This window comes from Bacillus sp. FSL W8-0183 (genome assembly GCF_038006825.1).
GTDB classification, from domain to species: Bacteria; Bacillota; Bacilli; order Bacillales; family Bacillaceae; genus Bacillus; species Bacillus altitudinis.
In genome coordinates, this window is record NZ_JBBOVY010000001.1 from 690,846 (window position 1) to 715,450 (window position 24,605).

At 40.2% G+C, this 24,605-nt stretch carries 26 protein-coding genes and 1 pseudogene; 17 read left to right on the plus strand and 10 right to left on the minus strand.

The window, feature by feature from the left end; genetic code table 11:
- Positions 1-241 precede the first annotated feature (241 nt).
- From thiL to tsaD, 5 genes are read left to right on the plus strand one after another with little or no spacing between them, the layout of a single operon-like run.
- Positions 242-1,219 (plus strand): thiamine-phosphate kinase, encoded by a 978-nt coding sequence (gene thiL / locus NSQ64_RS03620; RefSeq protein ID WP_268383280.1) that lies wholly within the window; start codon positions 242-244, stop codon positions 1,217-1,219.
- A 12-nt stretch (positions 1,220-1,231) separates the two neighbouring features.
- Entirely contained in the window at positions 1,232-1,708 is a 477-nt protein-coding gene (gene tsaE / locus NSQ64_RS03625) for a tRNA (adenosine(37)-N6)-threonylcarbamoyltransferase complex ATPase subunit type 1 TsaE (protein ID WP_007496038.1), read from the plus strand.
- Positions 1,689-2,378 (plus strand): tRNA (adenosine(37)-N6)-threonylcarbamoyltransferase complex dimerization subunit type 1 TsaB, encoded by a 690-nt coding sequence (gene tsaB / locus NSQ64_RS03630; RefSeq protein ID WP_061418121.1) that lies wholly within the window; start codon positions 1,689-1,691, stop codon positions 2,376-2,378. The genes tsaE and tsaB overlap by 20 nt, the downstream gene beginning before the upstream one ends.
- Before the next feature lie 25 nt (positions 2,379-2,403).
- Positions 2,404-2,832 (plus strand): ribosomal protein S18-alanine N-acetyltransferase, encoded by a 429-nt coding sequence (gene rimI / locus NSQ64_RS03635; protein ID WP_008344382.1) that lies wholly within the window; start codon positions 2,404-2,406, stop codon positions 2,830-2,832.
- The gene (gene tsaD, locus NSQ64_RS03640) at positions 2,825-3,853 is read left to right on the plus strand and encodes a tRNA (adenosine(37)-N6)-threonylcarbamoyltransferase complex transferase subunit TsaD (RefSeq protein WP_024719329.1); all 1,029 of its coding nucleotides are present in this window, start codon (positions 2,825-2,827) and stop codon (positions 3,851-3,853) included. Before rimI ends, tsaD begins: the two co-directional genes overlap by 8 nt.
- Positions 3,854-4,320: 467 nt before the next feature.
- Here the strand turns inward: tsaD and NSQ64_RS03645 are convergent, their stop codons facing one another.
- Positions 4,321-6,243, minus strand: coding sequence for an ABC transporter ATP-binding protein (locus tag NSQ64_RS03645; protein ID WP_341015106.1), 1,923 nt, complete (start codon positions 6,241-6,243; stop codon positions 4,321-4,323).
- Between the two features lie 138 nt (positions 6,244-6,381).
- On the opposite strand from NSQ64_RS03645, the gene moaC reads away from it, so the two are divergent.
- The 4 genes from moaC to tatC are packed head-to-tail and all read left to right on the plus strand — an operon-like array spanning position 6,382 to position 8,514.
- Complete coding sequence (moaC, locus tag NSQ64_RS03650) at positions 6,382-6,873, plus strand: cyclic pyranopterin monophosphate synthase MoaC (protein ID WP_026050052.1); 492 nt, start codon at positions 6,382-6,384, stop codon at positions 6,871-6,873.
- A gap of 15 nt (positions 6,874-6,888) precedes the next feature.
- The gene (locus NSQ64_RS03655; RefSeq protein ID WP_008355687.1) at positions 6,889-7,542 is read left to right on the plus strand and encodes a redox-sensing transcriptional repressor Rex; all 654 of its coding nucleotides are present in this window, start codon (positions 6,889-6,891) and stop codon (positions 7,540-7,542) included.
- 27 nt (positions 7,543-7,569) lie between these two features.
- Positions 7,570-7,749 carry a twin-arginine translocase TatA/TatE family subunit gene (locus tag NSQ64_RS03660; RefSeq protein ID WP_008344374.1) on the plus strand — a complete coding sequence of 60 codons (180 nt, stop codon included), beginning with the start codon at positions 7,570-7,572 and terminating at the stop codon, positions 7,747-7,749.
- Positions 7,750-7,755: 6 nt separating this feature from the next.
- Positions 7,756-8,514: a twin-arginine translocase subunit TatC gene (gene tatC / locus NSQ64_RS03665; RefSeq protein ID WP_089374153.1), complete on the plus strand. Its 759-nt coding sequence runs from the start codon at positions 7,756-7,758 to the stop codon at positions 8,512-8,514.
- A gap of 39 nt (positions 8,515-8,553) precedes the next feature.
- Here tatC and NSQ64_RS03670 read toward each other — a convergent pair whose 3' ends face one another.
- Genes NSQ64_RS03670 through NSQ64_RS03680 form a run of 3 tightly spaced genes read right to left on the minus strand, consistent with a single transcriptional unit; the run spans position 8,554 to position 10,163 of the window.
- Positions 8,554-9,180, minus strand: coding sequence for an NUDIX hydrolase (locus NSQ64_RS03670; protein ID WP_341015110.1), 627 nt, complete (start codon positions 9,178-9,180; stop codon positions 8,554-8,556).
- A 57-nt stretch (positions 9,181-9,237) separates the two neighbouring features.
- The gene (locus NSQ64_RS03675; protein ID WP_017366710.1) at positions 9,238-9,432 is read right to left on the minus strand and encodes a YdiK family protein; all 195 of its coding nucleotides are present in this window, start codon (positions 9,430-9,432) and stop codon (positions 9,238-9,240) included.
- Positions 9,429-10,163, minus strand: coding sequence for a CPBP family intramembrane glutamic endopeptidase (locus NSQ64_RS03680; RefSeq protein ID WP_341015112.1), 735 nt, complete (start codon positions 10,161-10,163; stop codon positions 9,429-9,431). Before NSQ64_RS03680 ends, NSQ64_RS03675 begins: the two co-directional genes overlap by 4 nt.
- Before the next feature lie 229 nt (positions 10,164-10,392).
- Between NSQ64_RS03680 and groES the strand changes: the two genes are divergently transcribed.
- From groES to NSQ64_RS03705, 5 genes and pseudogenes are all read left to right on the plus strand, one after another.
- Positions 10,393-10,677, plus strand: a complete 285-nt coding sequence (gene groES / locus NSQ64_RS03685) for a co-chaperone GroES (protein ID WP_003214120.1) — start codon at positions 10,393-10,395, stop codon at positions 10,675-10,677.
- Between the two features lie 56 nt (positions 10,678-10,733).
- Positions 10,734-12,368: a chaperonin GroEL gene (gene groL, locus NSQ64_RS03690; protein ID WP_007496015.1), complete on the plus strand. Its 1,635-nt coding sequence runs from the start codon at positions 10,734-10,736 to the stop codon at positions 12,366-12,368.
- Between the two features lie 399 nt (positions 12,369-12,767).
- The gene (locus tag NSQ64_RS03695) at positions 12,768-14,237 is read left to right on the plus strand and encodes an MrcB family domain-containing protein (RefSeq protein WP_341015115.1); all 1,470 of its coding nucleotides are present in this window, start codon (positions 12,768-12,770) and stop codon (positions 14,235-14,237) included.
- 26 nt (positions 14,238-14,263) lie between these two features.
- A pseudogene (locus NSQ64_RS03700) lies at positions 14,264-14,594 on the plus strand (nucleotide pyrophosphohydrolase).
- 545 nt (positions 14,595-15,139) lie between these two features.
- Positions 15,140-15,583, plus strand: a complete 444-nt coding sequence (locus NSQ64_RS03705) for a hypothetical protein (protein ID WP_341015117.1) — start codon at positions 15,140-15,142, stop codon at positions 15,581-15,583.
- Between the two features lie 30 nt (positions 15,584-15,613).
- Here NSQ64_RS03705 and NSQ64_RS03710 read toward each other — a convergent pair whose 3' ends face one another.
- The 3 genes from NSQ64_RS03710 to NSQ64_RS03720 all read right to left on the minus strand — a co-directional run bounded on the left by NSQ64_RS03710 (position 15,614) and on the right by NSQ64_RS03720 (position 17,566).
- On the minus strand, positions 15,614-15,964 hold the full coding sequence (locus NSQ64_RS03710) for a DUF4064 domain-containing protein (RefSeq protein WP_341015119.1): 351 nt from the start codon (positions 15,962-15,964) through the stop codon (positions 15,614-15,616).
- Positions 15,965-16,102: 138 nt separating this feature from the next.
- Complete coding sequence (locus tag NSQ64_RS03715) at positions 16,103-16,570, minus strand: hypothetical protein (protein ID WP_341015121.1); 468 nt, start codon at positions 16,568-16,570, stop codon at positions 16,103-16,105.
- A 321-nt stretch (positions 16,571-16,891) separates the two neighbouring features.
- The gene (locus NSQ64_RS03720; protein WP_041093255.1) at positions 16,892-17,566 is read right to left on the minus strand and encodes a hypothetical protein; all 675 of its coding nucleotides are present in this window, start codon (positions 17,564-17,566) and stop codon (positions 16,892-16,894) included.
- A 210-nt stretch (positions 17,567-17,776) separates the two neighbouring features.
- Here NSQ64_RS03720 and NSQ64_RS03725 point away from each other — a divergent pair, with 210 nt between their 5' ends.
- Together NSQ64_RS03725 and NSQ64_RS03730 are read left to right on the plus strand one after the other, a co-directional pair.
- On the plus strand, positions 17,777-18,145 hold the full coding sequence (locus NSQ64_RS03725) for an RlpA-like double-psi beta-barrel domain-containing protein (RefSeq protein ID WP_003213878.1): 369 nt from the start codon (positions 17,777-17,779) through the stop codon (positions 18,143-18,145).
- Positions 18,146-18,218: 73 nt separating this feature from the next.
- Positions 18,219-19,268, plus strand: coding sequence for a hypothetical protein (locus tag NSQ64_RS03730; protein WP_301232243.1), 1,050 nt, complete (start codon positions 18,219-18,221; stop codon positions 19,266-19,268).
- A 218-nt stretch (positions 19,269-19,486) separates the two neighbouring features.
- Here the strand turns inward: NSQ64_RS03730 and NSQ64_RS03735 are convergent, their stop codons facing one another.
- The 3 genes from NSQ64_RS03735 to gabP form a co-directional block, all read right to left on the minus strand.
- Complete coding sequence (locus NSQ64_RS03735; RefSeq protein ID WP_007496965.1) at positions 19,487-19,861, minus strand: carboxymuconolactone decarboxylase family protein; 375 nt, start codon at positions 19,859-19,861, stop codon at positions 19,487-19,489.
- Between the two features lie 267 nt (positions 19,862-20,128).
- Positions 20,129-21,658 carry a multicopper oxidase family protein gene (locus NSQ64_RS03740; RefSeq protein WP_341015125.1) on the minus strand — a complete coding sequence of 510 codons (1,530 nt, stop codon included), beginning with the start codon at positions 21,656-21,658 and terminating at the stop codon, positions 20,129-20,131.
- 97 nt (positions 21,659-21,755) lie between these two features.
- The gene (gene gabP / locus NSQ64_RS03745; RefSeq protein ID WP_024719380.1) at positions 21,756-23,144 is read right to left on the minus strand and encodes a GABA permease; all 1,389 of its coding nucleotides are present in this window, start codon (positions 23,142-23,144) and stop codon (positions 21,756-21,758) included.
- 482 nt (positions 23,145-23,626) lie between these two features.
- On the opposite strand from gabP, the gene NSQ64_RS03750 reads away from it, so the two are divergent.
- The gene (locus NSQ64_RS03750) at positions 23,627-24,526 is read left to right on the plus strand and encodes a cation diffusion facilitator family transporter (protein ID WP_008344349.1); all 900 of its coding nucleotides are present in this window, start codon (positions 23,627-23,629) and stop codon (positions 24,524-24,526) included.
- Positions 24,527-24,605: the final 79 nt, after the last annotated feature.

The window sequence follows — 24,605 nt, forward strand, 5'->3', positions numbered from 1 at the left end:
TTTTTTTATGTCTTTTTCTTTCAATAAGTATCCTAGATGCAATGAAACTCCTTGTGTTTGGCTACACTAAATGTGATAAGAAAAGATCATGACTTCAACAAACAACGCCTGGTTTTTTTATACCAGGCTTTCTTTATATCGTTTTTAGTTGGAACCGAGGCTCATATTCGCTACACTAATACTAACTGTGTCTGACATCATGTTTGCTCAATCAGTTGATTGTATGAAGGGGCTGTCTTTTATGGATGAATTTGATCTTATTCGCCGAATTACACCAAAAGAAACGCATCAGCGTTCTTTGGTCATGGGCATCGGTGATGATGCTAGTGTTTATCAACCTCATTCACATTGTGAAGAGGTCGTTTGTGTTGATACAATGGTAGAGCATGTCCATTTTCGATTTGATTTTTCCACACCCTTTGAGGTTGGATTTAAAGCGCTGGCAGTGAATATCAGTGATATCGCAGCCATGGGAGGAACCCCTAAGTATTATCTTGTATCAATCGCGATCCCGCCTCATGGGGATGAAGCAATTGTCGCAGCTTTTTACGAGGGAATGAAAGCATTGGCTGACAGATATCATATGGATTTAATCGGTGGAGATACAGTAGCCACCCGCAGTGACTTTGTCATCACAGTAACGGTCATTGGTGAGATTCCAAAGGGAACAGCTTGTTACCGTCATAGTGCTCAGACAGGAGACGTTGTCTTTGTCACAGGTGAACTAGGTTCTTCAGCTGCTGGGCTATCCCTTTTAATGAATGAAGTAAATGTTGCACATTCGATTGACACTGCTTTTTTTCTAGAGCGACACAAAATGCCGCAGCCGCATATTGCTGCTGGCCTTATTTGTTCAAGCTTCCCCCGGGTGACCTTGAATGATGTGAGTGACGGATTAGCGAGTGAGCTGAACGAAATAGCGGAGGCCAGTCGTGTAACGCTGGAAATTGAAGCTCATCAACTCCCAAAACATCCACATCTACCGTTGTTACATAAAGAGTGGATGGAATGGGTCTTGTTCGGTGGAGAGGATTTTGTCTTAACTGGTACGATCCCTGAAACGGATTGGAAGCGATTTGAGACGCAATGTAAAAAAGAACACATTCAGGTCACGCGTATTGGACAAGTCAAAGATGATCGAGCGTCCAGCGTTATTTTAAAAGACCATGATCAACAAACAATTTTAATGAAAAAAGGATATAATCATTTTAAGAAATGAGGTGACTCCACCATGAAGTTAACGTGGACAACAAAAGGTGCGGATGAGACGAAACGAATTGCTGCTGCCTTGGCTACACTTGTGATGCCCGGCGATGTCTTAACATTAGAAGGAGACTTAGGCGCAGGTAAAACGACTTTTTCAAAAGGTTTTGCAGAAGGCTTAGGTATTACCCGTATCGTCAACAGCCCTACTTTTACAATTATTAAAGAATATACGGATGGCAGACTTCCACTTTATCATATGGATGTGTATCGTATGGAAGATGCGGAAGAAGATATTGGACTGGGCGAATATTTTGAGGGGGAAGGTGTATGTTTAGTTGAATGGGCACATCTCATTGAACCTCAATTGCCTTCATCGTATTTAAAAATTGAAATGCTGAGAACAGAACGTGAAGAAGAACGTCATCTCACGTTTTATGCAAAAGGGGAGCGCTATGAGGCCCTTTGTAAGGAGATGAAAGACATTGACCATACTGGCAATTGATACGTCAAACCATACACTCGGAATAGCTCTTGTCCGTGATGACACTGTGGTTGGGGAAAGTATTACGTACTTAAAGAAGAATCATTCAGTACGAGCAATGCCGACAGTTGAAGCATTGATGAAAGAATGCGGCGTAGCACCGAACGAATTAAGCAAAATTGTTGTAGCCAAAGGACCCGGTTCTTACACTGGCGTTAGAATCGGTGTGACCATTGCAAAAACACTTGCTTGGACGCTGTCTATCCCGATAACTGCTGTTTCAAGTTTAGAAACGCTGGCGGCAAATGCTCGATATTTTGATGGAATGATTTCTCCTATATTTGATGCAAGAAGAGGACAAGTTTATACAGGGTTATATACATTTGAAGGTGGAAAGATAAAAGAAGCGAAACCAGATCAAAATATCCTGCTCACTGATTGGCTTCAAGAGCTGAAAAAGGAAGGGAACTCTGTTTTATTTCTTGGACATGATGTGCATCTTCATCAAGAGAATGTTCTCTCCATACTTGGAGAAACTGCTGTGATCGCAGACGAGGCATTTCATAACCCAAGACCTTCAGTGCTCGCATTTTTAGGGGCAGACCGCCCTGCTGAAGATGTCCATCAGCTTGTTCCTAATTATATTCGTTTGGCAGAAGCGGAAGTGAAATGGCTTGAAGGACAAAAATAATCTCAACACAGTAGAGATGCGAAGAATGACAGTAGAGGACATCCCAGAGGTATATACGATTGAAGTGCATTCGTTTACAGCGCCTTGGAAAAAAGAGTCGTTTGTCTATGAAATTCTCCATAACCAATACAGCCATTATTTCCTCATTGAAGAAGATGGTCAGCCTGTTGGGTATTGCGGCGTTTGGATTGTCATGGATGATGCACAAATTACGAATATTGCGATTCTCCCTGAGCACCGGGGAAAAGGATACGGGGAAGCGCTGCTTCGATATGTCATGGAATTTTGCAAAGAAAAAAAGACAGATCATCTTTCACTAGAAGTGCGGGTATCAAATACGCCAGCACAATCCCTTTATGAAAAGCTAGGTTTTAAACCAGCTTCTATTCGAAAGAATTATTATACGGATAACGGGGAAGATGCATTAGTCATGTGGGTGAAGATAAATGAGTGAAAAAAAAGATCGATTCATATTAGGTATAGAAACAAGCTGTGACGAAACAGCTGCGTCCATTGTGAAAAATGGGAAAGAGATCGTAGCGAATGTTGTCGCCTCACAAATAGAAAGCCATAAACGATTTGGCGGCGTGGTACCAGAAATCGCTTCAAGGCATCATGTGGAACAAATGACAATCGTATTAGAAGAAGTCATGACGCAGGCCAATATGACCTTTCAGGATTTAGACGCCATTGCTGTGACAGAAGGTCCGGGCTTAGTTGGTGCACTTTTGATAGGTGTCAATGCAGCCAAAGCATTGAGTTTTGCACAACAAATTCCGCTTGTTGGTGTTCATCATATTGCTGGACACATTTATGCGAACCAGCTCGTTGGTGAACTGGTGTTTCCTTGTTTAGCTCTAGTCGTCTCTGGTGGGCATACTGAGCTTGTTTTGATGAAAGAGCATGGGTCTTTTGAGGTCATTGGTGAAACGTTGGATGATGCGGCTGGAGAAGCGTATGACAAAGTAGCTCGGACAATGGGTCTGCCATATCCAGGGGGACCTCACATTGATCGATTGGCACATGAAGGGGAGCCAACGATTAAGCTTCCTCGAGCATGGCTTGAAGAAGGGTCTTATCATTTTAGCTTCAGCGGTTTAAAATCAGCGGTTATCAACACGTTACACAATGCGTCTCAAAAGGGCGAAACTATTGCGCCAGAGGATTTGGCTGCAAGTTTCCAAGAAAGCGTGATTGAGGTGTTAGTCGGAAAGACATTAAAAGCGGCTGAAGCGTATGGTGTGAAACAAGTCGTTCTAGCTGGCGGGGTTGCTGCCAATAAAGGTCTTAGAGAAGCCCTTACTTCAGCATTTGCGAAGCTACCTGAAGTGAATGTCATGATTCCGCCATTGTCTCTTTGTACAGACAATGCAGCCATGATTGCTGCTGCGGGAACCATTGCATTTGAAAAGGGAATAAGAGGCGACATGGCAATGAACGGTCAACCTGGACTGCCGCTTGTCTCCTATGAATAAGAACTCCTGTGGATACAGGAGTTTCAGCGTGTAGACAAACCCTCGCATTCTTTGTCAGTCCTGCGTGCTGGTGCTCACGAATGTGAAATTCGCTCCGCGCCAGTACTCGTCCTTCCTAGACTTCAAAGGTTTTCTATCACGCTGAAAAGAAGACAAAGGGCTAAAATCAAGTTCATTTTAGCCCTTTGTCAAAAATTTGGAACTCCTGTGGATATACAGGAGTTTTTTCTATTGAAATGAAAGCGATTTATTCACATGTAAACGTTATATATCCACAATTGTTAGAAAATTCGTTTTAAAATGAAGAGAATGTGTATAAATGTGATCTTTTATGTGGATATGTGATTAAAATACTGTGGATAAAGTGGATAACTTTAAAATATTTAAGAATAATCAAGATGTTATTGTGGGTATCATTGTGGATAAAGATTCTCACCTTAAAAAAAGAGCACCCGTTAGGGCACTCTTTATGCATCTGATAGATCTTCCCATTCCGCAAAAAGTGATTCCATCTCTTGATTGAGCGCATCATTTTCTGTTTGAATGGCTTGTACTTTCTCGTGATCTTGGAAAATAGCAGGATCACATAGAAGCTCTTCGTTTTCACCGAGCTTGTCTTCGATGACAGCGATACGCTCTTCAATTTCTTCAATTCGGCGCTGCTTTTGTCTTTCTTTCTTTTTGAGTTCTTTCTCTTCTGCATAGGAAAGTTTTGCTGTTTCTACTGGTTTTTCTGCTTGTTTTTTATGCGTCTTCTGAGTTTGCAGTGCTTCAAGCTCTAATTGTTCGTTTTTCTTTTCAAGATAGTAGTCGTAGTCACCGAGGTATTCTTTTGTTTCATTTGGTGACAACTCGAGAACTTTTGTTGCCAAGCGATTGATAAAGTAACGGTCATGTGAAACAAACAAGATGGTGCCTGGATAATCAATTAGTGCATTCTCTAATATTTCCTTACTGTCTAAATCAAGATGGTTCGTCGGTTCATCGAGAATGAGGAAATTGGCTTTTTGGAGCATCAGCTTTGCCAGTGCAAGTCGTGCTTTTTCTCCACCGCTTAATGCATGTACAGGCTTTAAGACGTCATCACCTGAAAAAAGGAAGTTTCCTAAACAAGTCCGAATGTCTTTTTCAGTCATATGGGGATAATCATCCCAAAGTTCATTTAACACTTTTTTGGAGGATGTCAGCTTGGCTTGTTCCTGATCATAGTAGCCAATCGTCACATGAGAACCAAAGCTGATCTCGCCTTTTACTGGTTTTAACGTATCCGTTAAGGTTTTTAAAAGAGTTGATTTCCCGATACCGTTAGGACCGATGAGTGCCACGCTATCCTCCCGTTTAATATGAAAAGAGAGGGAGGAGAGGAGCGGCGTTTTTTGATCGTAACTAATATCGAGATCATGCACCTTCAGCACGTCATTTCCGCTTTGCCTCATAATATCGAAATGGAAGTTTGCGGATTTTTCATCTCCTAACGGCTTATCTAAACGATCCATCCGTTCCAGCTGTTTCCGTCTGCTTTGAGCACGCTTTGTGGTGGAGGCTCTTGCTAAGTTGCGATCCACGAAATCTTGAAGCTTCGAAATTTCTTCTTGTTGTTTTTCATACAGCTTCATATCACGCTCTAGCTGCTCAGCTTTTTGGTCAAGATACTTACTATAGTTCCCAGCGAACTTTTTCATCGCTGTTCTTGACACTTCATATACATGGTTGACTACTTTGTCTAAGAAGTATCGGTCATGGGAAACGATAAGGATGGCTCCTGTATAATTTTGCAAATACTGCTCAAGCCATGATAAGGTATCAATATCTAGATGGTTGGTTGGCTCATCCAAAATCAAGAGTTCTGGTTTCATCAATAATAGCTTTCCAAGCGCTAGACGGGTTTTCTGACCGCCGCTTAAGGATTGGACGGTTGTATGGTCTTCAAAATGACTAAAGCCGAGTCCGTGTAAAATAGAGCGGACATCTGCTTCATATTGATAGCCGCCTTGATCTTTAAATGCTTGCTGCAGTCTGTCATAGGTTTTCATTAGAGAATCTAATTCTGTTCCTGTGGAAGAAGCCATTTTCTCTTCTATGGTTCTCATCTCTTGTTCCATTTCTTTTAAATGATCGAAAACGGATAGTAGTTCGTCTTTTAGCGTACGTGTAGACGTCACATCTGTATGCTGTGCTAGATATCCAATGGATAGGTCTTTCGGTTTGATGATCTCACCTTGTTCGTAAGACATTTGACCGGCAATGATTTTTAAAAGCGTGGATTTTCCTGCACCGTTACGACCGACAATGGCAATACGATCCCTCGCTTTGACTTCCAATTTTATATTCGTTAAAACGGTATCAGCGCCAAACGATTTGGACAGCTGATTCACTTGTAGAATCATCATGTAACTTCACCTCTGCTATAATATGTTAAGTGTAGCTTATCAGCAGTAAACCGGCAAATCTTACATACGGCTGCCATGGTCAAATGAAAGACAGATAGGAAAAAATAGTGTATGATTTGAGTGAGGGAGCGTTGAAAGATGAGTCAATTTAGCCACTTTAACGAACAAGGAAGAGCAAAGATGGTCGACATTAGTGACAAATCGTCTACAGTGAGAACTGCCGTTGCTGTTTCAAGCGTTCGTATGATAAAAGAAGTATTTCATCAAATACAAAAGCATGACATTGGAAAAGGGGATGTACTATCTGTCGCACAGGTAGCTGGCATCATGGCAGCAAAGCAAACGTCCAGCATCATTCCAATGTGTCATCCGCTTGCATTAAAAGGTGTCGATATCTCCTTTGATTGGGAGGAAGACGGAAATGCGTACATTCTGAACATACAAGTACAGGTGAAAACAAAAGGAAGTACGGGTGTGGAGATGGAAGCGCTCACTTCTGCCTCAGTATGTGCACTGACCGTTTATGACATGTGCAAAGCAATAGACAAAGGGATGATCATCGGCCCGACCTATTTAGTAGAAAAAACAGGTGGGAAAAACGGTGATTTTCACAGAGCATCTGATATTTAAGTTGGAGGATCTTATATGAATATAGACCAGTCAAAAATTCCACAAGCGACAGCCAAACGTTTGCCGCTTTACTACCGTTTTTTAAAAAATCTGCATGCATCAGGAAAACAAAGGGTGTCATCGGCAGAGCTTAGTGATGCAGTCAAAGTGGATTCTGCCACCATTCGCCGAGATTTTTCTTACTTTGGTGCACTTGGGAAGAAAGGGTATGGCTATAATGTCGATTACCTCTTGACCTTCTTTAGAAAGACCCTTGACCAAGATGAAATGACGAATGTCATGCTCATCGGTGTCGGGAATTTAGGGACTGCTTTTTTACACTATAATTTCATTAAAAATAATAATACAAAAATTTCAATGGCTTTTGACGTCAATGAGAGTAAAATAGGAAGTGAGATAGGCGGCGTGCCTGTCTATGATTTGGATAAGCTTGAAGAGCATGTGCAAGAGGTAGGAGATATTCCTGTTGCGATTTTGACAGTGCCTGCCGTAGCAGCTCAATCCATTACAGATCGTTTGATTGCCCTTGGCATCAAAGGAATCCTTAACTTTACGCCGGCTCGATTGAATGTGCCGGAACACATTCGAATTCATCATATAGATTTGGCGGTTGAACTTCAGTCTCTTGTGTATTTCTTAAAGCATTACTCTGTTACACAGGAGGACTGACGAAAAGGGGTAAAGGGGGTGGAGCAAATGGGTCCGATCGGTCCTGGAAGTTTGGTTCTGATTGCGGTTGTTGCGCTCATTATTTTTGGGCCGAAAAAGCTTCCTGAATTAGGAAGAGCAGCAGGAGATACATTACGTGAATTCAAAAATGCCACAAAAGGTTTAGCTGATGATCAGGAAGAAAAAAAGAAAAAAGAAGATCAGTAGAATAGGATGAGCTTCATGAATGTCAAAGATATGCCGCTTATGGAGCATATTGTGGAACTGCGAAAACGTTTAGTGATCATTGCGATGTTTTTTGTCACCTTTATGGTGGCAGGTTTTTTTCTCGCTAAGCCGGTCATTGTGTATTTACAAAATACCGATGAAGCGGCCACACTGACATTGAACGCGTTTAAGCTCACAGATCCACTGTACGTGTTTATGCAGTTCGCTTTTGTCATTGCTCTTGTTTTGACGTGTCCCGTGATCTTATATCAGCTTTGGGCGTTTGTGAGTCCTGGCTTATATGAAAAAGAAAGAAAGGTGACACTTGCTTATATTCCGATTGCACTGCTTTTATTTCTGAGCGGTGTGGCTTTCTCTTATTTTATTTTGTTTCCATTTGTCGTCGATTTTATGATACGGATGTCAAATGATTTACATGTGGAGCAAGTGATTGGGATTCATGAGTATTTTACATTTCTGATGCAGTTAACACTTCCATTCGGCTTTTTGTTTCAGATGCCTGTCGTGTTGATGTTTCTCACTAGACTTGGTATCATTACACCGATGTTTTTATCGAAAATACGGAAGTATGCCTATTTTGTCCTCCTTGTCATTGCCGCACTGATTACACCGCCAGAGCTCGTTTCTCACCTCATGGTTACCTTGCCAATGCTCGTTTTGTATGAAGTGAGTATTGTCATTTCAAGAGTGACCTATCGCAAAATGCAGCAAACAGAGGAGAAAGAAAACCATTATGTCTCATAAAAAAGCATCGTGATCCAAATAGGGGTTACGATGCTTTTTCTATTGTGAAAGAAATTGATTGATTGCTTGAAAGAGATGCTCATAATAGGCAGGTTCATGCGGGACAAAATCATGTACATGGACCTCTCTCTTTTCCTCACGTCGCTTGCCGTCTGCATCCACTTCAAAGCCCTCGATTTTCATTTTTTCGCATTCTCTATTTAAAAGCTGCTGTGCATCCATCAGCCTTGCTCTATAAAGTCCAGCAACTTCTTCTTTCTGTAGATGGACATCCATGTGCTCTTTTTGATCCATATAAAGATACACATGGCAAAACTCACGATCGGTAAACGATGGCATATGGATTTCATCTTTCATGACACCAGCAAAGGTAAGGTTCTCAAACGAGATGGAGAGACCAAGCTCTTCTTCGACTTCTCTGATGCCATCAGAAGGCTGTTCATCTGCGAGAAGGTGGCCTGCTGCTGTGATATCAAATAGAGAAGGGAAATCCTTTTTGGAGGGACTCCTCAGCTGAAAATAGAGAAACACTGTGTCATCTTCCTTTTTTAAAAGCCAGAAATGAAAGGTTTCATGCCAAAGGCCCTCAGCATGGATATCAGATCGAGCGGCTGTACCAATCGTTTCATGCTGATTGTTCATGATGTTCAGTTTTTCGTGTTCCATGAAAACATGACCTCCATAAAAAAACCATTTTCCAAACGGCGGAAAATGGTTTTTGCTTTATTTTTGCTGCTGTTTTTTCATTTTGACAGAAAAAGCAAACATTTTTAACGCGATATTGATATTATAGGCCGCAAACACCATCAGCAAAATGCTGTAAAATGACCACATGTCACCTGGATTTTGAATGGCCATATAGGTGAACGCCACACCTACGGCAAAATAAATAATGCCCCATACGACAGGGTTTCTCATGAGAAAAAGCCTCCAATAATCATTTGCATTGTTTGAGATTGTTCTTCAATCATTTTTCTTACTGGCTCAATCTGCACAAGAATGACGAGCGAATTCATCAGTATATGTGCGCCGATTGGAACAATGATTCGTTTTGTTTTCGCATATAAAAAGGCAAATGTAAAGCCCATTGCGGTATAGAGCAAGATATGTGGGAAATCATTGTGTACAGCAGCAAAAACCACTGAACTGACAAGTGCGCCAATGAAAAAATTCGTTTTTTCATAAACCACACCAAAAATGATTTTTCGAAAAATGATTTCTTCTAATATCGGTCCAATCAGAGCGATGACGATTACAAGCCATGGAACTGCATCCATAATGGCTAAAATGTTTTGGGTATTTTCGGATTCTCGGCTAATGCCAAATGCATATTGTTCAATCGCCCCCGCAATGGATTGTGCAAAGAGGGAAAGAAAGAAACCGCCAATGATCCAAGCGATTGCCACGCCGACTGATACCGGTGCTTCATTTCGAAGTGATGTTTTTGGCACAGTCCGAAGGATGAACAGAATAATGATTAGTCCAATACAGAAGCTGATGATTGTCCATGTTCCTGACAATTTGGAGAGCTCTGCTTGTGTCATCGGTGTCTGAATGTAACCTAACCATTTCATGATGAACACATACGGAAACGCAGAAAATTGCACCAATATATACGTTAAGATGATGTACCAATATTGTTTTTTCAAGTAACGAAAACCCCTTTACTAAAAGAACTAGATTTATTGTAACACAAGTCTTCTTTTTCGTTGAAAAGGAAAGAATCGGTGATAAAAAAAGATCATGAAAGCGTAAAAATTTTTAAAGGTTTTTACTTGAAATTACAGAAGACATTCTTTATTATAATAAATGTGTTAGCACTCACTAGTGATGAGTGCTAAAAAAGACTACATATAAAAATTGAGGAGGTTGTTTCTTATGTTAAAGCCATTAGGCGATCGCGTAATCATTGAACTCGTTGAATCTGAGGAAAAAACCGCTAGCGGTATTGTCTTACCGGATTCTGCAAAAGAAAAACCGCAAGAAGGTAAAATTGTTGCAGCAGGTTCAGGTCGTGTACTTGAAAGTGGTGAGCGCGTTGCGTTAGAAGTAAACACAGGCGACCGCATTATCTTCTCAAAATATGCAGGTACTGAAGTGAAATATGAAGGAAAAGAATATTTAATCCTTCGTGAAAGCGACATTTTAGCTGTTATTGGTTAATCACATAAACAAAGATTGAGATAAATTTCTAAAAAGACTGAGGAGGTTTCGTTATTATGGCAAAAGATATTAAGTTCAGTGAAGAAGCACGTCGTGCGATGTTACGTGGTGTAGATGCACTTGCAGATGCTGTAAAAGTAACTTTAGGACCTAAAGGACGTAACGTGGTTCTTGAGAAAAAATTCGGTTCTCCACTTATCACAAATGATGGTGTAACGATTGCAAAAGAAATCGAATTAGAAGATGCATTTGAAAACATGGGTGCAAAACTTGTGGCAGAAGTTGCAAGCAAAACAAACGATGTAGCTGGTGACGGTACTACTACTGCAACGGTTCTAGCTCAAGCGATGATCCGTGAAGGTCTTAAAAACGTAACAGCTGGTGCAAACCCTGTTGGCGTTCGTAAAGGAATCGAAGAAGCAGTGAAAGTAGCACTTGAAGGCTTGCACGAGATTTCTAAACCAATCGAAGGTAAAGAATCAATTGCTCAAGTTGCGTCTATTTCTGCAGCAGATGAAGAAGTCGGCAGCCTAATTGCTGAAGCGATGGAGCGTGTAGGAAACGACGGCGTCATCACAATTGAAGAATCTAAAGGTTTCACAACTGAGCTTGAAGTGGTTGAAGGAATGCAGTTTGACCGTGGATACGCTTCACCATACATGGTCACTGATTCTGATAAGATGGAAGCGGTTCTTGAAAATCCTTACATCTTAATCACTGATAAAAAGATCACAAACATTCAAGAAATCCTTCCTGTACTTGAGCAAGTCGTACAACAAGGAAAACCATTATTGATCATTGCTGAAGATGTAGAAGGCGAAGCACTTGCAACACTTGTTGTGAACAAACTTCGTGGAACATTCAACGCAGTGGCAGTAAAAGCACCTGGATTCGGTGACCGTCGTAAAGCAATGCTTGAAGACATCTCTGTTCTAACTGGCGGGGAATTAATCACAGAAGACCTAGGACTTGACCTGAAATCAACTGAAATTGGTCAGCTTGGCCGTGCGTCTAAAGTGGTTGTCACAAAAGAAAACACAACGATCGTAGAAGGATCAGGAGATTCTGCTCAAATCGCAGCACGCGTGAACCAAATTCGTGCGCAAGTAGAAGAAACAACTTCTGAATTCGATAAAGAAAAATTACAAGAACGTCTTGCAAAACTAGCTGGCGGCGTTGCTGTCATCAAAGTTGGTGCTGCAACTGAAACAGAACTAAAAGAACGTAAACTACGCATTGAGGATGCACTGAACTCAACTCGTGCAGCAGTTGAAGAAGGTATCGTATCCGGTGGTGGTACAGCACTTGTGAATGTATACAACAAAGTTGCTTCGATCGAAGCTGATGGTGACGTTCAAACAGGTGTGAACATCGTTCTACGTTCTCTTGAAGAGCCAATTCGTCAAATCGCTCACAACGCAGGTCTTGAAGGATCAGTCATCGTTGAGCGCTTGAAAAACGAAGAAATTGGCGTAGGCTTCAACGCAGCAACAAACGAATGGGTAAACATGATCGAAAAAGGAATCGTTGACCCAACAAAAGTCACTCGCTCTGCACTTCAAAACGCAGCTTCTGTAGCAGCTATGCTTCTTACAACTGAAGCAGTCGTAGCTGACAAACCAGAAGAAGGCGGCTCAGGCGGCGGAATGCCGGATATGGGCGGCATGGGCGGTATGGGTGGCATGATGTAATCAAGCTACCTGAATCCCATTAAAATTGAGATCAGACCTATATTTACTCTTAAGGTAACCAGAATAACGAAAGAGTAACATTAACTTCAATACAGGTCTAAATTAGAGGTTTTCCATAAGTTCTTTGAACTTTTGGGAAGCCTTTTTTTCATTTTTTTGTGACGTGTAAACAAACATTTCTTTATGACTTAAGGGGTCCATGATTTGCTACAGAGTTTCTAGAGGCTTATCAGATTGAGAAAGATAGCAACTAAGAGATATTAGGTTAGAAGGGGAGTTATTTACATTAAATTATATTATGTCAGAAGACATTATGCCAAAAAGGAGTAATGTCTTTTTGGTTTATTGTTGATTCAGTATAATAATTGAGAGTTTTTTGTTTCTAAAAGAGAAAAATTCATGTTGAGGTTTATGGAGAAAAACTGGTATGATGATTATATTATTCTGATTGAGGTGATTGATGTGGCAGCGTTTAATGAGTGTTTAGGGTCTGTTATACGTTTTTATAGAGAATCAAAAGGGCTAACGTTGAGAGAGTTGGCTGGAGATTTAGCTGTTCCTTTTACATCTCTTTCAAAGATGGAAAGTGGAGATCAGAAAATAGACAGTGAATTTCTGGTGAAGGTAGCTGACTATTTTGGAGTATCTATTGATACAATGCTTAATCGCTCATTGGAAGATACAGAAAAAAACACCTATCAAAGAGAAAGTGAGCTAAGCATGCGTGAGGCACTAAAATATATACTCGATAATTACCAAGAAGCAAGATCTGAATCGTTCAAGAATCATGAAATGGGTAACCACGTACGAAATATCATTAAGAACACGATTGCTAACGAGGCAGAATTAGATGCAAATCAATTCTTTATAGTGGGTTCAGTTGGACAAGGACAATGGGCGGAAATACCATGGATTTCAATATTTATTAGAGATATCACCTCAACAGCTAAAAGAGGTTATTACATTGTTTACTTGTTCAAAGCAGATATGAGCGGCGTATATATATCCTTGAACCAAGGCTGGACTTACTTTAAGAACAAGTACGGTACTAAATGGGGTCGTGAAAAAATACGGTCGACTGCAAATATCATTAAGAAAAAATTAAATATTGCACCAGTTAATATGACTGCAACAACAATTACTTTAGGAGGACGAGGGGACCTAGCGCAAGGTTACGAAAATGGCCATATTTTCGGGCGTCTATATAGTGCAAATAATTTGCCTAGTTCAAAGGAACTTATCAGTGACCTTAAAGAATTGCTAACTTCTTACAAAGAAATTGAATATATGATGGGGGAAAGATCTGTAGATCAATTTAATGACTATTTGTTGTTAAGTGATGATGGTCACTATTTAGAAGAGGACCAAGATCAAGAAGAGGATTTTCAAGATAGTGTGCAGTCAACCCTTGATAAAAAGGTAAAGGAAGCAGAAAAGAATTCAATGGCAGAATTGGATACTGAGGATATTCCTTTGCCAAAACCAAATCCTGTTTTTGATAAATCAAGAAAGGAACGTTGGCCAAGAGATGCTCAAGTTGCAGCAAGAGCGCTTCGTTTATCCGAATATAAGTGTGCCTTCGATGATTCGCATACTTCATTTACTTCAAAAGTTACTGGGAAAAGATATTTGGAAATGCATCATCTAGTGCCAATGAAGTATCAGGGAGAGTTTGATGTAAATTTGGATAGGGAATCGCAGCTTTTAGCCTTATGCCCTACGTGTCATCGTCAGATCCATCATGGTACAGATGAAGAAAAAGAGAAAATACTAAGAAAGCTATTTTATGAAAGACGTGAGAAATTAGAGGCAATAGGAATTGAGATAGGTTTTAAAGAACTACGTAAAATGTATGGTATCGGGAACTAAGTATAGGCGGAGAGGGATTTATAATAATGGGAAATTTGAAAAAATCTGTATTGCATTTTCGGAATGAGAGAGATTGGGGGAAGTTTCATAATGCAAAGGATTTAGTAATTTCCTTAAACCTAGAAGCAGCAGAATTACTTGAAAATTTCCAATGGAAGTCCAGCGAAGAAGCAACTGAAACTAAAATCGAGGAAATCAGAGAAGAAGTTCCTGATGTAATGATATATTTTGCTCCTCCTATGTGACAGGTTGGATAATGATTTAGAAGATGCAGTTCATTCGAAATTAAAAATGAATGCGAAAAAATATCCAGTGGAAAAATCCTTCGGGAGAAAAACAAAGTATAACGAACTGTAGGAGAGGTTTGTTACATTTTTAAACAGAGTACGCAGCAATGTTATTCAAGAATTTATTTATGAAAGTGAGGCGTTGATCCTGGTGTTATTCCTGACAAAATTATCTTCATTAAAAACGCTCAATATCCAGGTAAGTTTGCACATGTTAACCTCCACTATTCATGTTACAAATTAGTGGAATTATGGCTGGAATGATGTAACACCCCTCGAAAACCCCTTGAAATATAGGGGTTTTTGTTATGTCTTCATGATTTTGGTCATATGCAATAAAAAGTACCAGGTGATGATGAATTGCATTGAATTTCTTCAAAATGAAAATCCACGTTTGTTTAATTTATATAAGCGTCTTTTGCTTATATATTGACTGTGGCTATTATAATAGGATGAAAGAGCCTATAAATCAACAAAAAATGATAATAATAGAAAAAATTGTTTTTGAGTGTTTTTTTGATAAACCAGTTAGCTTAAAATTACATAAAATCCACTTCTGATGACTTAAAACGAGTTTGAATTTCCTTATAATAGAATTATTATAAGAGATTGGGAGTGATTAAAATGGATGGTTCGTCAATCAAGATGGTTAATAGAGAGGATCAACATGAATTCTCGTTTCTGAATATATCTTCAAATACAGTTGGGGCTCTTTCAAAGGAATCAGCTGAGAGGATTCTAAAGGTAAGGAACATCAATGAAATTCACCAATTGATGTATGTTCCTATTGAAAATCATGAAGACCTCAAATGGCTGACCCACTCTTTGCATAAAGCCATCATGGATGAAAAAGATGTAAGTGTCGCTCTTGAATTGGCTGACCTACTCTATTTCTTTATTGTCCCTGCTTACAAAGAAGAATTGATGTGCAAGGAAGATTTGTCACACATGATGGATGATATATTGTTTATATTGGATCTTTGGACAGATGAAAACATAATAGAGTTAGTTGATGCCATTCAATATGAATTACAAAAAGTAGAGAGAAAAGGCTTGTAGAGCAATCTCTACAAGCTTTATTCTCTATTTTTATGCAGTTGTGTTATTGACGACAGTCTCTTTTCTAAACACGCCCATGCAGCCTGCAATGATGATTAATACAGCTGGAAGGATAAAGAACACAAAAATAGAAATAATACCGCCTACAGCAGAAACTAATAATAAAATGCCACCAAGCTTTGCTTTTTTCTTCACGATAACAGATGCCACAATCGCAAGAATAGAGAAAAGCATCGCTGACCAGCCTAATCCTGTGAATTGACTCGTACCTGATTCATTAAATGCGGCATCTAGTCCTCCAAAAGCAAGTGCAAACATTGCACCGAAAAATCCCAAAATACCTCCAATTAAGCCTAAAACAAATTCTGTCGTTCTTTTCATGATACTTTCCTCCGATATGTAAATAAGAATTATTGGTACTTATGAACCAACACAATCTTACTCATCGGCATTCTTTTCACAATGTTAATAGTTTTGTTAAAAAAAACAAGAAAATCCATAAAGAATTTTCTTGTCCAATTACTGGGCTCTCTCCCAGGTAATCTTTGTTTCAGTTGTTGTTTTCTTTCCTTTTGCCAGTACTTTTCCGTTTTCCTGTTTCACGGTAATGTTTAGGTCATAAAAGGAGTAGAGGGCGCCGAGGCTGTCATTTTCCGGTTTATGCAGGTTGTTTTCCTTTTCAGTGGATGCACCAATAGCTAGTGTTTTGGCAAAGTTCAAACCAATGACTTCAGCGTAATCACTATTGGTCTCAGATGAAGCCGTCACGTTTAAGGAAATGACTTTTTTCCTTTGATCAACGGTGATCGCTGTGTCTTTTACGAGCTTAGACTGCTCCATGACCTCTTTCGTTTCATTTTGAATGCGTTCATTAATCGTTGGAAGTGCCGTAGATTCTGTTTTTTCTTCTTTTGTCGTATTTGAGCAAGCTGCTAGGATAGAGAAGGTTGCAACAAGACTCATGAAAACAAGTAGACTTTTTCTCACGTTCTTTCTCCTTTGTTCTTCAAAGTATGTATGCTTATGTTACCACGAATTGATGTTTTGATTAAAAGAGAAGTGTTGATAAGCTGTGAACAATCAAAAGCACCCAAAGTTGGGTGCTCCAGCGTGTAGACAAACCCTCGCATTCGGTGTCAGGCCTGCGCGCCGGTGCTCACGAATGTCAAATTCGCTCCGCGCCGGTGCTCACCCTTCCTAGACTGCAAAGGTTTTCTTGCACGCTGAAAAGAAGACAAAGAGCTAAAATAAAATCATTTTAGCTCTTTGTCAGCAATTTTGAAGCACCCAAAGTTGGGTGCTCGTGTTTTATTGTGCTGAAAGGGTTGTACTAAGTGGGATAGACGAAATGACCGTGAATTTTGGAGCCGGAGCACCAGATTCTAGATTTTTGCGTAAAAGAGATGATTTGACGGTGCCGTCCCATTTTTTATAGACACTTCCAGATGTATTTGCACGGAGCTGTACATTAGAGAAACTTGCTTGCGAGTAGCTGTTTGTTCCATTATCTTGTACGCCGTGTACCATTTTGACGACATCGAGGTCTTTCAGACGACTAGGGTTGAAAACAGGCTGTTTATAACGCAGTTTCCCGTTGACGTATAGTGACACTGTGCCATCACCATTGTTGATGAGTTTTAAGTTGACACGTGCACCATCTTTAATACTTGAATCGTATTCGCTGTTCCAATATTGACTGCCGCCTTGGGAGCCGGTGCCCAGGAAGACCTTATAGCCAGAAGATGTTTTTGAAATCCCGCTTTCAACAACGGCAGAACCGAGACCAAGATACCAGTCGGCATAGCCATTTTTAATAGTGGCTGTTTTTGGCAGCACAATATCAGCCGATATACCTGACCATTTGGCTTCATCCGTTTGTGTCACGATGGCGCCGTGACGAGGACCAGCCGCAGAGGCAGGAATACTTGAAAGCATCAATACGAAGGTCAAACTTACACTCAAAACGATGAACCACTTTTTCATGAAAATTCCTCCTTATCTTTGATTCATTTCTATTATATAAAACAAAAGGGAGGGATCTACTGACAATGTTCTGGCTGTTTTTGGTGAAATTTATGAACAAAATCGGTCATTAAGTGGTCAACTTGTATTCGAATTGTAATGTGACTGTAAAATAACTGGGTGCATCTTCATGTATAATAGGGTCAGAAACCAAATACGGAGGATTTTTTAATGAATAAAAAGCTTATCGCGACAATCGTAACAGTAGCTAGTTTATTTTTAGCGTTTAGTTTCTCACATGGAGCAAGTGCAAAAAAAGTAAGCGGCAATATTACATGGTATAATGGTGTCGGTAAAAAAGGCGCAGATGGAAAAAAACTCGGTCATTGGGATGCAGCAACAAAAATGGGATTTGACGTACCGAAAAAAGGTACAAAACTAAGAGTGACAACAAAAGCGAAACCACATAAAGTGATTACAGTATATAAATATGATGTAGGTAGAATGCCAAACGCAGTATTAGACGTAAGTCCGAAAGCATTCAAAGCACTTGGGTATAAAACAAGTAAAGGTGTCGTCAAAGGGCATTACACTTATTAATACATAGGCATGCAAAGAAGCGGGAAAAGTTCATTTTCTGGCTTCTTTTCTTGTGGAGAGGGTCTGAAAGTCAATGAAAAAATCAACATGGTGGATCATCACAGTAATTGGAGTCGCAGTGATTGCGGCCGTCATCTTCTTCATGATGAAGCCGGGGCAAGAGGCAAAACATGCAGGAAAAGTGAAAACAAATCAAGATGCAAAAGACGAATTGCTTGTTTCATTTACGGATCAAAAGTTAAACAATACTTATTACTTGCATGACAAGGCGCTTCATACAGAGAAACTGACAGCATATCCTTCAATTGCTTATGATCAGGCGAAACAGCTTTTATACTACACGTATACAGATGAAGACACACAAAAAGTAAGTATACGAGAATTGAATGTGAAAACGGATAAAGAAAAAACGCTCTTTACGAGTGACGATTCAATCGACAGTATGAGACTTTCTGGTGACGGAAAACAGTTATATCTAAGGTATAACAAGGATTCAGGTGAGCAATTTTATGTAGCGTCTTTTGATTTGAAAACACAGAAAGTGAAAGTGTTATATCCAGAAAAAAGTGATGATGATACGGTGAGTTCTTTTGCTTATGATCCAGCATCAAATCTGTTGGCCATTCAGCATTATTCGTTAAAAGAGGATTATAAAAAGACGGATGAGGCAAATGAAAAAGGAATGGATCCTGAACCAACGACCATGAATATTACCCTACAAACAGGTGAGAAGGGAAAGCGAATTGCACGTATTTCTCAAACCATCAATGATATTTCTTTTTCACCAGATCATAAAAAACTCATTTATACAGAAGTGAAGGTTCGAAATGAAAAAGAAGTATCATCTATTAAGGTGATGGATGTAGATACAGGAAAAACAAAGACACTCGTTAAAAACAGCCAAGATGTGCGTATTTTAAGTGCTGCCCAGCCACAATTTTCTGCGGATGGTACATCTGTTTATTTCTTAGGTGTTGCAAAGAACGCAAAGGAATTAAAGGATGACACAGGACGAAAGGCGAAGGTCAGAACCATTTTTGAATATGATATTAAGAAGAAAACAGTAGAAACCGCTTGGGAGAAAGAAGGCGGGATTGTTAACAATTTCACTGTCAATCGGTAAAAGGTGCGCGTTCAGTTATTTTATATAACTGGACGTTTTTTTATTTTGTCATGGGATGTGTCGGTGAAAAATGCGGATTTGTGAAATGAACATCACTTTTTAAGCAAGGAAATGAGTGGTATTTTGATATTTTGCTACTGTGACAGAATCAGCGTAAGAGAGTAAAGTAAGTGGAAATAAAAAAACGAGAGGACAGAAGACTTCTCGTTTTCTCTTATTTATTTATTGTTTTCATCTAGTAAGTTCTGAAAAATAAACAAGGCATTAATGGAATGAGGGAATCCTGCAACCTTTGTACAGTGCTTAATGATCTCCATAATCTCTATAACAGAGAGCCCGATATGTAATGCTTGTACAAAATGAGCTTTTAACTCTTCATCACAATCACCTTTTGCAATGAGAGCCGATAATGTGCTGATGGCCTTCTGTTTTTCATCTAATATGAAGTGATTGAATTCTTTTTGTTCACCGAGTTCAATTGTTAGTTGTTCAATGTTTGATCGAATGCTCTCGTTTTCATGAATTGAAAGCTTCTCCCTGTTACCTGCCACTGTTTCTTGCTTGACCTGGCAAGTCTCTTTTTCTTCATTCAAATTGAACTCCTCCGTTTTTTATGACGATTTTCTATTTGTTCGTGCATGGTTTCTTAAGTGCCTTTTGATAGAGGTAATGGGTATATAGTAGTATTATCGGTTTACTTCGTCAACTTTTTAAGTGTGGAATGTTCAAAAAAATGCCATTCATGCGATACATTGTTCGTTTTTTCTCATGGAGATTGAAAAGAAAATAGAGGGCTAATATATAGAAGCTGTTAGCCCTTTTCATATTACGCAATTAAGAGAGAGGAGGTTTCATATTTACTAAATGATATCCATCGGCCGCATCATGTCATAATCCTCGTGTTCTAAAATGTGACAATGCCACACATATCGTCCGCTATATGGGACAAACCGAGCGATGATGCGAATGACTTCACCGGCATGCGCCTGAATTGTATCCTTGTAGCCTTGTTCATGCAAAGGAGGCGCTTCATTTGGTCCTGTATACACGATTTCACCTGTTGATTGATAGATGTCTGTATCGAATGGTCTTCTATCAATCACCCGAAATTGAACAAGATGTAAATGAATAGGGTGTGTGCCCCTTGTTGGGTTGACAATGTTCCATACCTCTACACTGCCAAGTCGAGGATTTTCCGTGACAGGATCATTCCAAAACCGGTTATCTAGTAATAAAATCGGGCGCCCATATTTATCTTGTGTGCCAGTAAGCGTTAGCGTCCGCTCGTTATCAGCTCGGCTCGGCCGGAGCGGTGGCAGTGGTTTGAAGATCGGACGTAATGTTTTAGCTGCTCTTCCTTTGAGCGGACGAGTGACTTTAAATTGCATAATGTTCGCATCTGTTTCTGGATTGACATCCTGACCGCAGCCTGCCGTATTTTTTAAAACAATCGTTTTGTTTTCGTAAGCTGAGAAGTCGATGATGACATCAAAACGTTCAGCAGGTGCAATGCTAAAAGATTGGTGATGAACAGGTCTTGGCAAAAAGCCGCCATCAGATCCAATTTGTAAGATTGTGGCGTCGTTATCTAGATGAAGCTCGTAAGTTCTTGTATTGGACGCGTTTAAGATACGAAAACGATATTTTCGCGGCTCTACTTCTAAATATGGCCATACTTTTCCATTGACTAAAATCGTTTCCCCGCAAAAAAATGGCACGATGGAGGGATCTGGAAGGTCACTATCTTCTGGTGTGTTATTTGGTCTACTTGGGTAAAACAGTGCGCCATCCTCCTGGAATGTCCGGTCCATGATCATTAAAGGGATATCATAATCATCTTTCGGTAATTCGAGTGATTTTTCAAACGCATCTGAGATCAAATAAAAGCCAGCTAATCCGGCGTATACATTTAATCGGGTCAATGCCATGGCATGATCGTGATACCACAATGTGCATGCTTGCTGGTGATTAGGGTATTCGTAAACCTCTCGTTCAAAGAAGGGGCCGGTCGCTTCAAAGTCTCGCGAAAACCAAGCCTCCGGATAACCGTCACTGCTTGCAGGTGTCACGCCCCCATGCAGGTGAACGACTGTTTTGACTTCGGGTTCATCATGATGTCCAGCGTGAATGGTATGATCGACAGGCAGGAAGTGTTTCAGCGGCAATTTGTTCATCCATTTCACTTTGACCTTTTCATTTCGATTCGCTTTAATGGTTGGACCCGGCAAACTGCCATTATAGGTCCATAGCTTGGTTGGGGGCAGATCTCTATGAACTTTTAGGAACACCTCCTCCATAGCGATTTCATAATACGTTTGTCTTGGGTTTTTTTTGACGGGCTCTGCGACTTCTGGAATTGGCAGCTCGTCAACAAACTTTTCTAGGTTCATGTTGACTAATCCTCACTTAAAATCAATTTGATACATTATAAGTGCGGACATCCAAATAGGTGAATAAAATAAAAAAACCCGCTTTTCAGCGGGAGAATTAAGGGTGTTTATTTTCAAGCGCTGCACTTGCAGGCACTTTTTTGTTTGGTTTAAAGATGAAGTAGGCGGCTAGTACACCGATGGTAATGATGCTTGTCAGTATGAGCTGAGGTCTCATCGATTCGATAAACAGCATAGAGGCCAAGATGGCGCAGATGACCAAAATGGTAAAGTACGTAAGGTATGGGAACAGCCACATTTTGATTTTGAGTTGTTCTGGATTTTCTTTTTCAATTTTACGACGCATTCTTAATTGTGAAACGGCAATGACCAAGTAGACAAGAAGTGCAATGGCACCAGAGGCATTGACTAGAAATAGAAAGATGGTTTCAGGGTAAAAGTAGTTCATCATGACGGCAATATAGGAAAAGAAGGTACCTGCGACTGTCGCTGCTACAGGGACACCGCGTTTGCTGATTTTCATAAAACGTTTTGGTGCTTCGCCTCTTTCTGCTAATGAATAAAGCATTCTGGACGTTGTGTATAGGCCGGAGTTTAAACAAGAAAGAACGGCTGTTAAAACAATGACGTTCATGACTTGGGCGGCTGATGGGACACCGATGTATTCTAATACTGCAACGAACGGACTTGTTAAAATATTCGCTGAATTCCATGGGAGTAAAGTGACAACGACGGCGATCGACCCGACGTAGAACACAATGATACGCCATACAACTGAACGGGTAGCTGTTGTCACAGATTTGACAGGGTCTGCTGATTCACCTGCGGCAATTGCCACAATCTCGGTTCCCATGAAGGAAAAGATGACAACGACAATCCCGAGGAGCACAGAGCCGAACCCGTTTGGAAGGAAACCGCCATTTCCCGTTAAATTGGCAAGACCTGCAGTATGATGACCGCCAAAACCAAAGATAAATGCAAAACCAATGAGTAGGAATAGAATAATGCTGACGACTTTAATCAATGAAAACCAATATTCAAATTCGCCAAAAGATTTAACAGAAAAGATATTTGTCAAAGTTAAGAGGATTGTGAGGATAAGACTTGTGAGCCAAACAGGTGCATCTCCATACCAATATTGAATAATGGCAGCACCGGCAATGGCTTCGATGGCGATGACGATGACCCAGAAGAACCAGTAAAGCCAGCCGATTGTAAATCCGGCCCACGGGCCTATGGCGTCGCTCGCATATTGTGAGAAAGAGCCGCTTGTCGGATAGGCACATGCCATTTCTCCAAGCATTCTCATTATAAAGATGACCAGAAGTCCGGCAAATGAATAGGAAAGAATCGATCCAGGCCCTGCAGAATGAATGACAGCACCACTACCAACAAATAGCCCTGCCCCAATGACCCCGGCAATGGAGATCATTGAAATATGTCTTGTCTTAAGGTTTTTTTGAAGACCGTTTGTCATGTTGGACATTTCTTTACCTCCAAACATTTCTCTTTTATTCAAGAGTTTGTTTTTAGAATATTTTAAATTTTATCATACTGAATTGTCATTCAGCATTGGACAGGTTATCAAACTGACATTTCAAACCTCTTAACATGATGTTAAAAAGTATAAAGGATTTGAGAGATTATGTTCCCTCATTTTCCTCTGCCCATTCTTAAAAATAGCATAAGAAGGAAGAAAGAAAAGTTGTGTTTTGAAATAAAACTATTCTGACAATTAGATAGTAGAGTCATTTTGTTCTTTTTCATTTTTCAGGGTGGTTTGGAAAAACGTTGATGGGAGTAGGTCTTGAGGTCAATTGACCTTATAAAAATAAGTTTGCTTAGGTCAACACATTTCTATGTATCCTATTTTGCTGATTCAAGCGAATCATGTTGCTGTAGACCCACACGGGCTTGGCTTTGTAAGATAAATATAGAAAAGTAATGTGTGAGGAGGCGCTGTTCGGTATGGAGCGCTACAACGAATTAAGACAAGGTGAAACAGGTGCTTGGGTCAGCATTATAGCCTATGTGATCTTATCTGCTGTCAAACTGATCATTGGGTATGTGTTTCATTCAGAAGCCCTTTCCGCAGATGGCTTGAATAATACGACAGATATCATTGCTTCGCTTGCCGTATTAATTGGGCTGCGTATTTCTCAGAAGCCACCTGATGAGGATCATCCATACGGTCATTTTAGAGCTGAAAATATTGCGTCACTTGTGGCTTCCTTTATTATGATGCTTGTCGGGCTTCAGGTTTTGCTGAGCGCAGGCCAGTCGCTTTTCTCATCAGAGCATCAAACGCCTGATATGATTGCAGCTTGGACGGCAGCAGGAAGTGCTGTTGTGATGTATGGCGTGTATATGTATAACCGTAAACTGTCTAAACGAATTAATAGCCAGGCGCTATATGCGGCAGCGGCTGATAATAAATCAGATGCTTATGTGAGTATCGGGACGTTTGTCGGAATTATCGCCTCTCAATTTCAGCTGGCGTGGGTTGATACGCTTGCTGCATTTGTGATTGGCTTAATTATCTGTAAAACGGCGTGGGAGATTTTCAGAGATGCGTCTCATTCGTTAACGGACGGTTTTCATATAAAAGATATGTCTAAATATAAAGAGACGATTGAAGCGACACCAGGAGTGGGCGATTTGAAAGACATTAAAGCTCGTTATCTTGGAAGCACCGTCCATGTGGATGTGGTCGTTGAAGTAGAACCGCATTTAAACATCGCAGAAAGCCATGATATTGCAGATGAAATTGAACGCAGAATGAAGCAGGAACATGATATTTTACACTCTCATGTTCATATGGAACCAGCAAGTGAGCCTAAAGAGGAGCAGAAGTCTTTTCCATCGTGAGAAGGCTTCTTTTTTCTACGTGTTGATGTTTCATGCAAATGCGTGTTGTATGGTAAAGTTAGACTATATGAAAATTGAC

What these genes read in the sequence shown, in the direction of transcription:
- thiL (WP_268383280.1), top strand. Translation starts at nt 242, where the DNA reads ATGGATGAATTTGATCTTATTCGCCGAATTACACCAAAAGAAACGCAT.
- tsaE (WP_007496038.1), top strand. Translation starts at nt 1,232, where the DNA reads ATGAAGTTAACGTGGACAACAAAAGGTGCGGATGAGACGAAACGAATT.
- rimI (WP_008344382.1), top strand. Translation starts at nt 2,404, where the DNA reads ATGACAGTAGAGGACATCCCAGAGGTATATACGATTGAAGTGCATTCG.
- tsaD (WP_024719329.1), top strand. Translation starts at nt 2,825, where the DNA reads ATGAGTGAAAAAAAAGATCGATTCATATTAGGTATAGAAACAAGCTGT.
- NSQ64_RS03645 (WP_341015106.1), bottom strand. Translation starts at nt 6,243, where the DNA reads ATGATGATTCTACAAGTGAATCAGCTGTCCAAATCGTTTGGCGCTGAT.
- moaC (WP_026050052.1), top strand. Translation starts at nt 6,382, where the DNA reads ATGAGTCAATTTAGCCACTTTAACGAACAAGGAAGAGCAAAGATGGTC.
- NSQ64_RS03655 (WP_008355687.1), top strand. Translation starts at nt 6,889, where the DNA reads ATGAATATAGACCAGTCAAAAATTCCACAAGCGACAGCCAAACGTTTG.
- NSQ64_RS03660 (WP_008344374.1), top strand. Translation starts at nt 7,570, where the DNA reads ATGGGTCCGATCGGTCCTGGAAGTTTGGTTCTGATTGCGGTTGTTGCG.
- tatC (WP_089374153.1), top strand. Translation starts at nt 7,756, where the DNA reads ATGAGCTTCATGAATGTCAAAGATATGCCGCTTATGGAGCATATTGTG.
- NSQ64_RS03670 (WP_341015110.1), bottom strand. Translation starts at nt 9,180, where the DNA reads ATGGAACACGAAAAACTGAACATCATGAACAATCAGCATGAAACGATT.
- NSQ64_RS03675 (WP_017366710.1), bottom strand. Translation starts at nt 9,432, where the DNA reads ATGAGAAACCCTGTCGTATGGGGCATTATTTATTTTGCCGTAGGTGTG.
- groES (WP_003214120.1), top strand. Translation starts at nt 10,393, where the DNA reads ATGTTAAAGCCATTAGGCGATCGCGTAATCATTGAACTCGTTGAATCT.
- groL (WP_007496015.1), top strand. Translation starts at nt 10,734, where the DNA reads ATGGCAAAAGATATTAAGTTCAGTGAAGAAGCACGTCGTGCGATGTTA.
- NSQ64_RS03695 (WP_341015115.1), top strand. Translation starts at nt 12,768, where the DNA reads ATGTTGAGGTTTATGGAGAAAAACTGGTATGATGATTATATTATTCTG.
- NSQ64_RS03710 (WP_341015119.1), bottom strand. Translation starts at nt 15,964, where the DNA reads ATGAAAAGAACGACAGAATTTGTTTTAGGCTTAATTGGAGGTATTTTG.
- NSQ64_RS03720 (WP_041093255.1), bottom strand. Translation starts at nt 17,566, where the DNA reads ATGAAAAAGTGGTTCATCGTTTTGAGTGTAAGTTTGACCTTCGTATTG.
- NSQ64_RS03725 (WP_003213878.1), top strand. Translation starts at nt 17,777, where the DNA reads ATGAATAAAAAGCTTATCGCGACAATCGTAACAGTAGCTAGTTTATTT.
- NSQ64_RS03730 (WP_301232243.1), top strand. Translation starts at nt 18,219, where the DNA reads ATGAAAAAATCAACATGGTGGATCATCACAGTAATTGGAGTCGCAGTG.
- NSQ64_RS03740 (WP_341015125.1), bottom strand. Translation starts at nt 21,658, where the DNA reads ATGAACCTAGAAAAGTTTGTTGACGAGCTGCCAATTCCAGAAGTCGCA.
- gabP (WP_024719380.1), bottom strand. Translation starts at nt 23,144, where the DNA reads ATGTCCAACATGACAAACGGTCTTCAAAAAAACCTTAAGACAAGACAT.
- NSQ64_RS03750 (WP_008344349.1), top strand. Translation starts at nt 23,627, where the DNA reads ATGGAGCGCTACAACGAATTAAGACAAGGTGAAACAGGTGCTTGGGTC.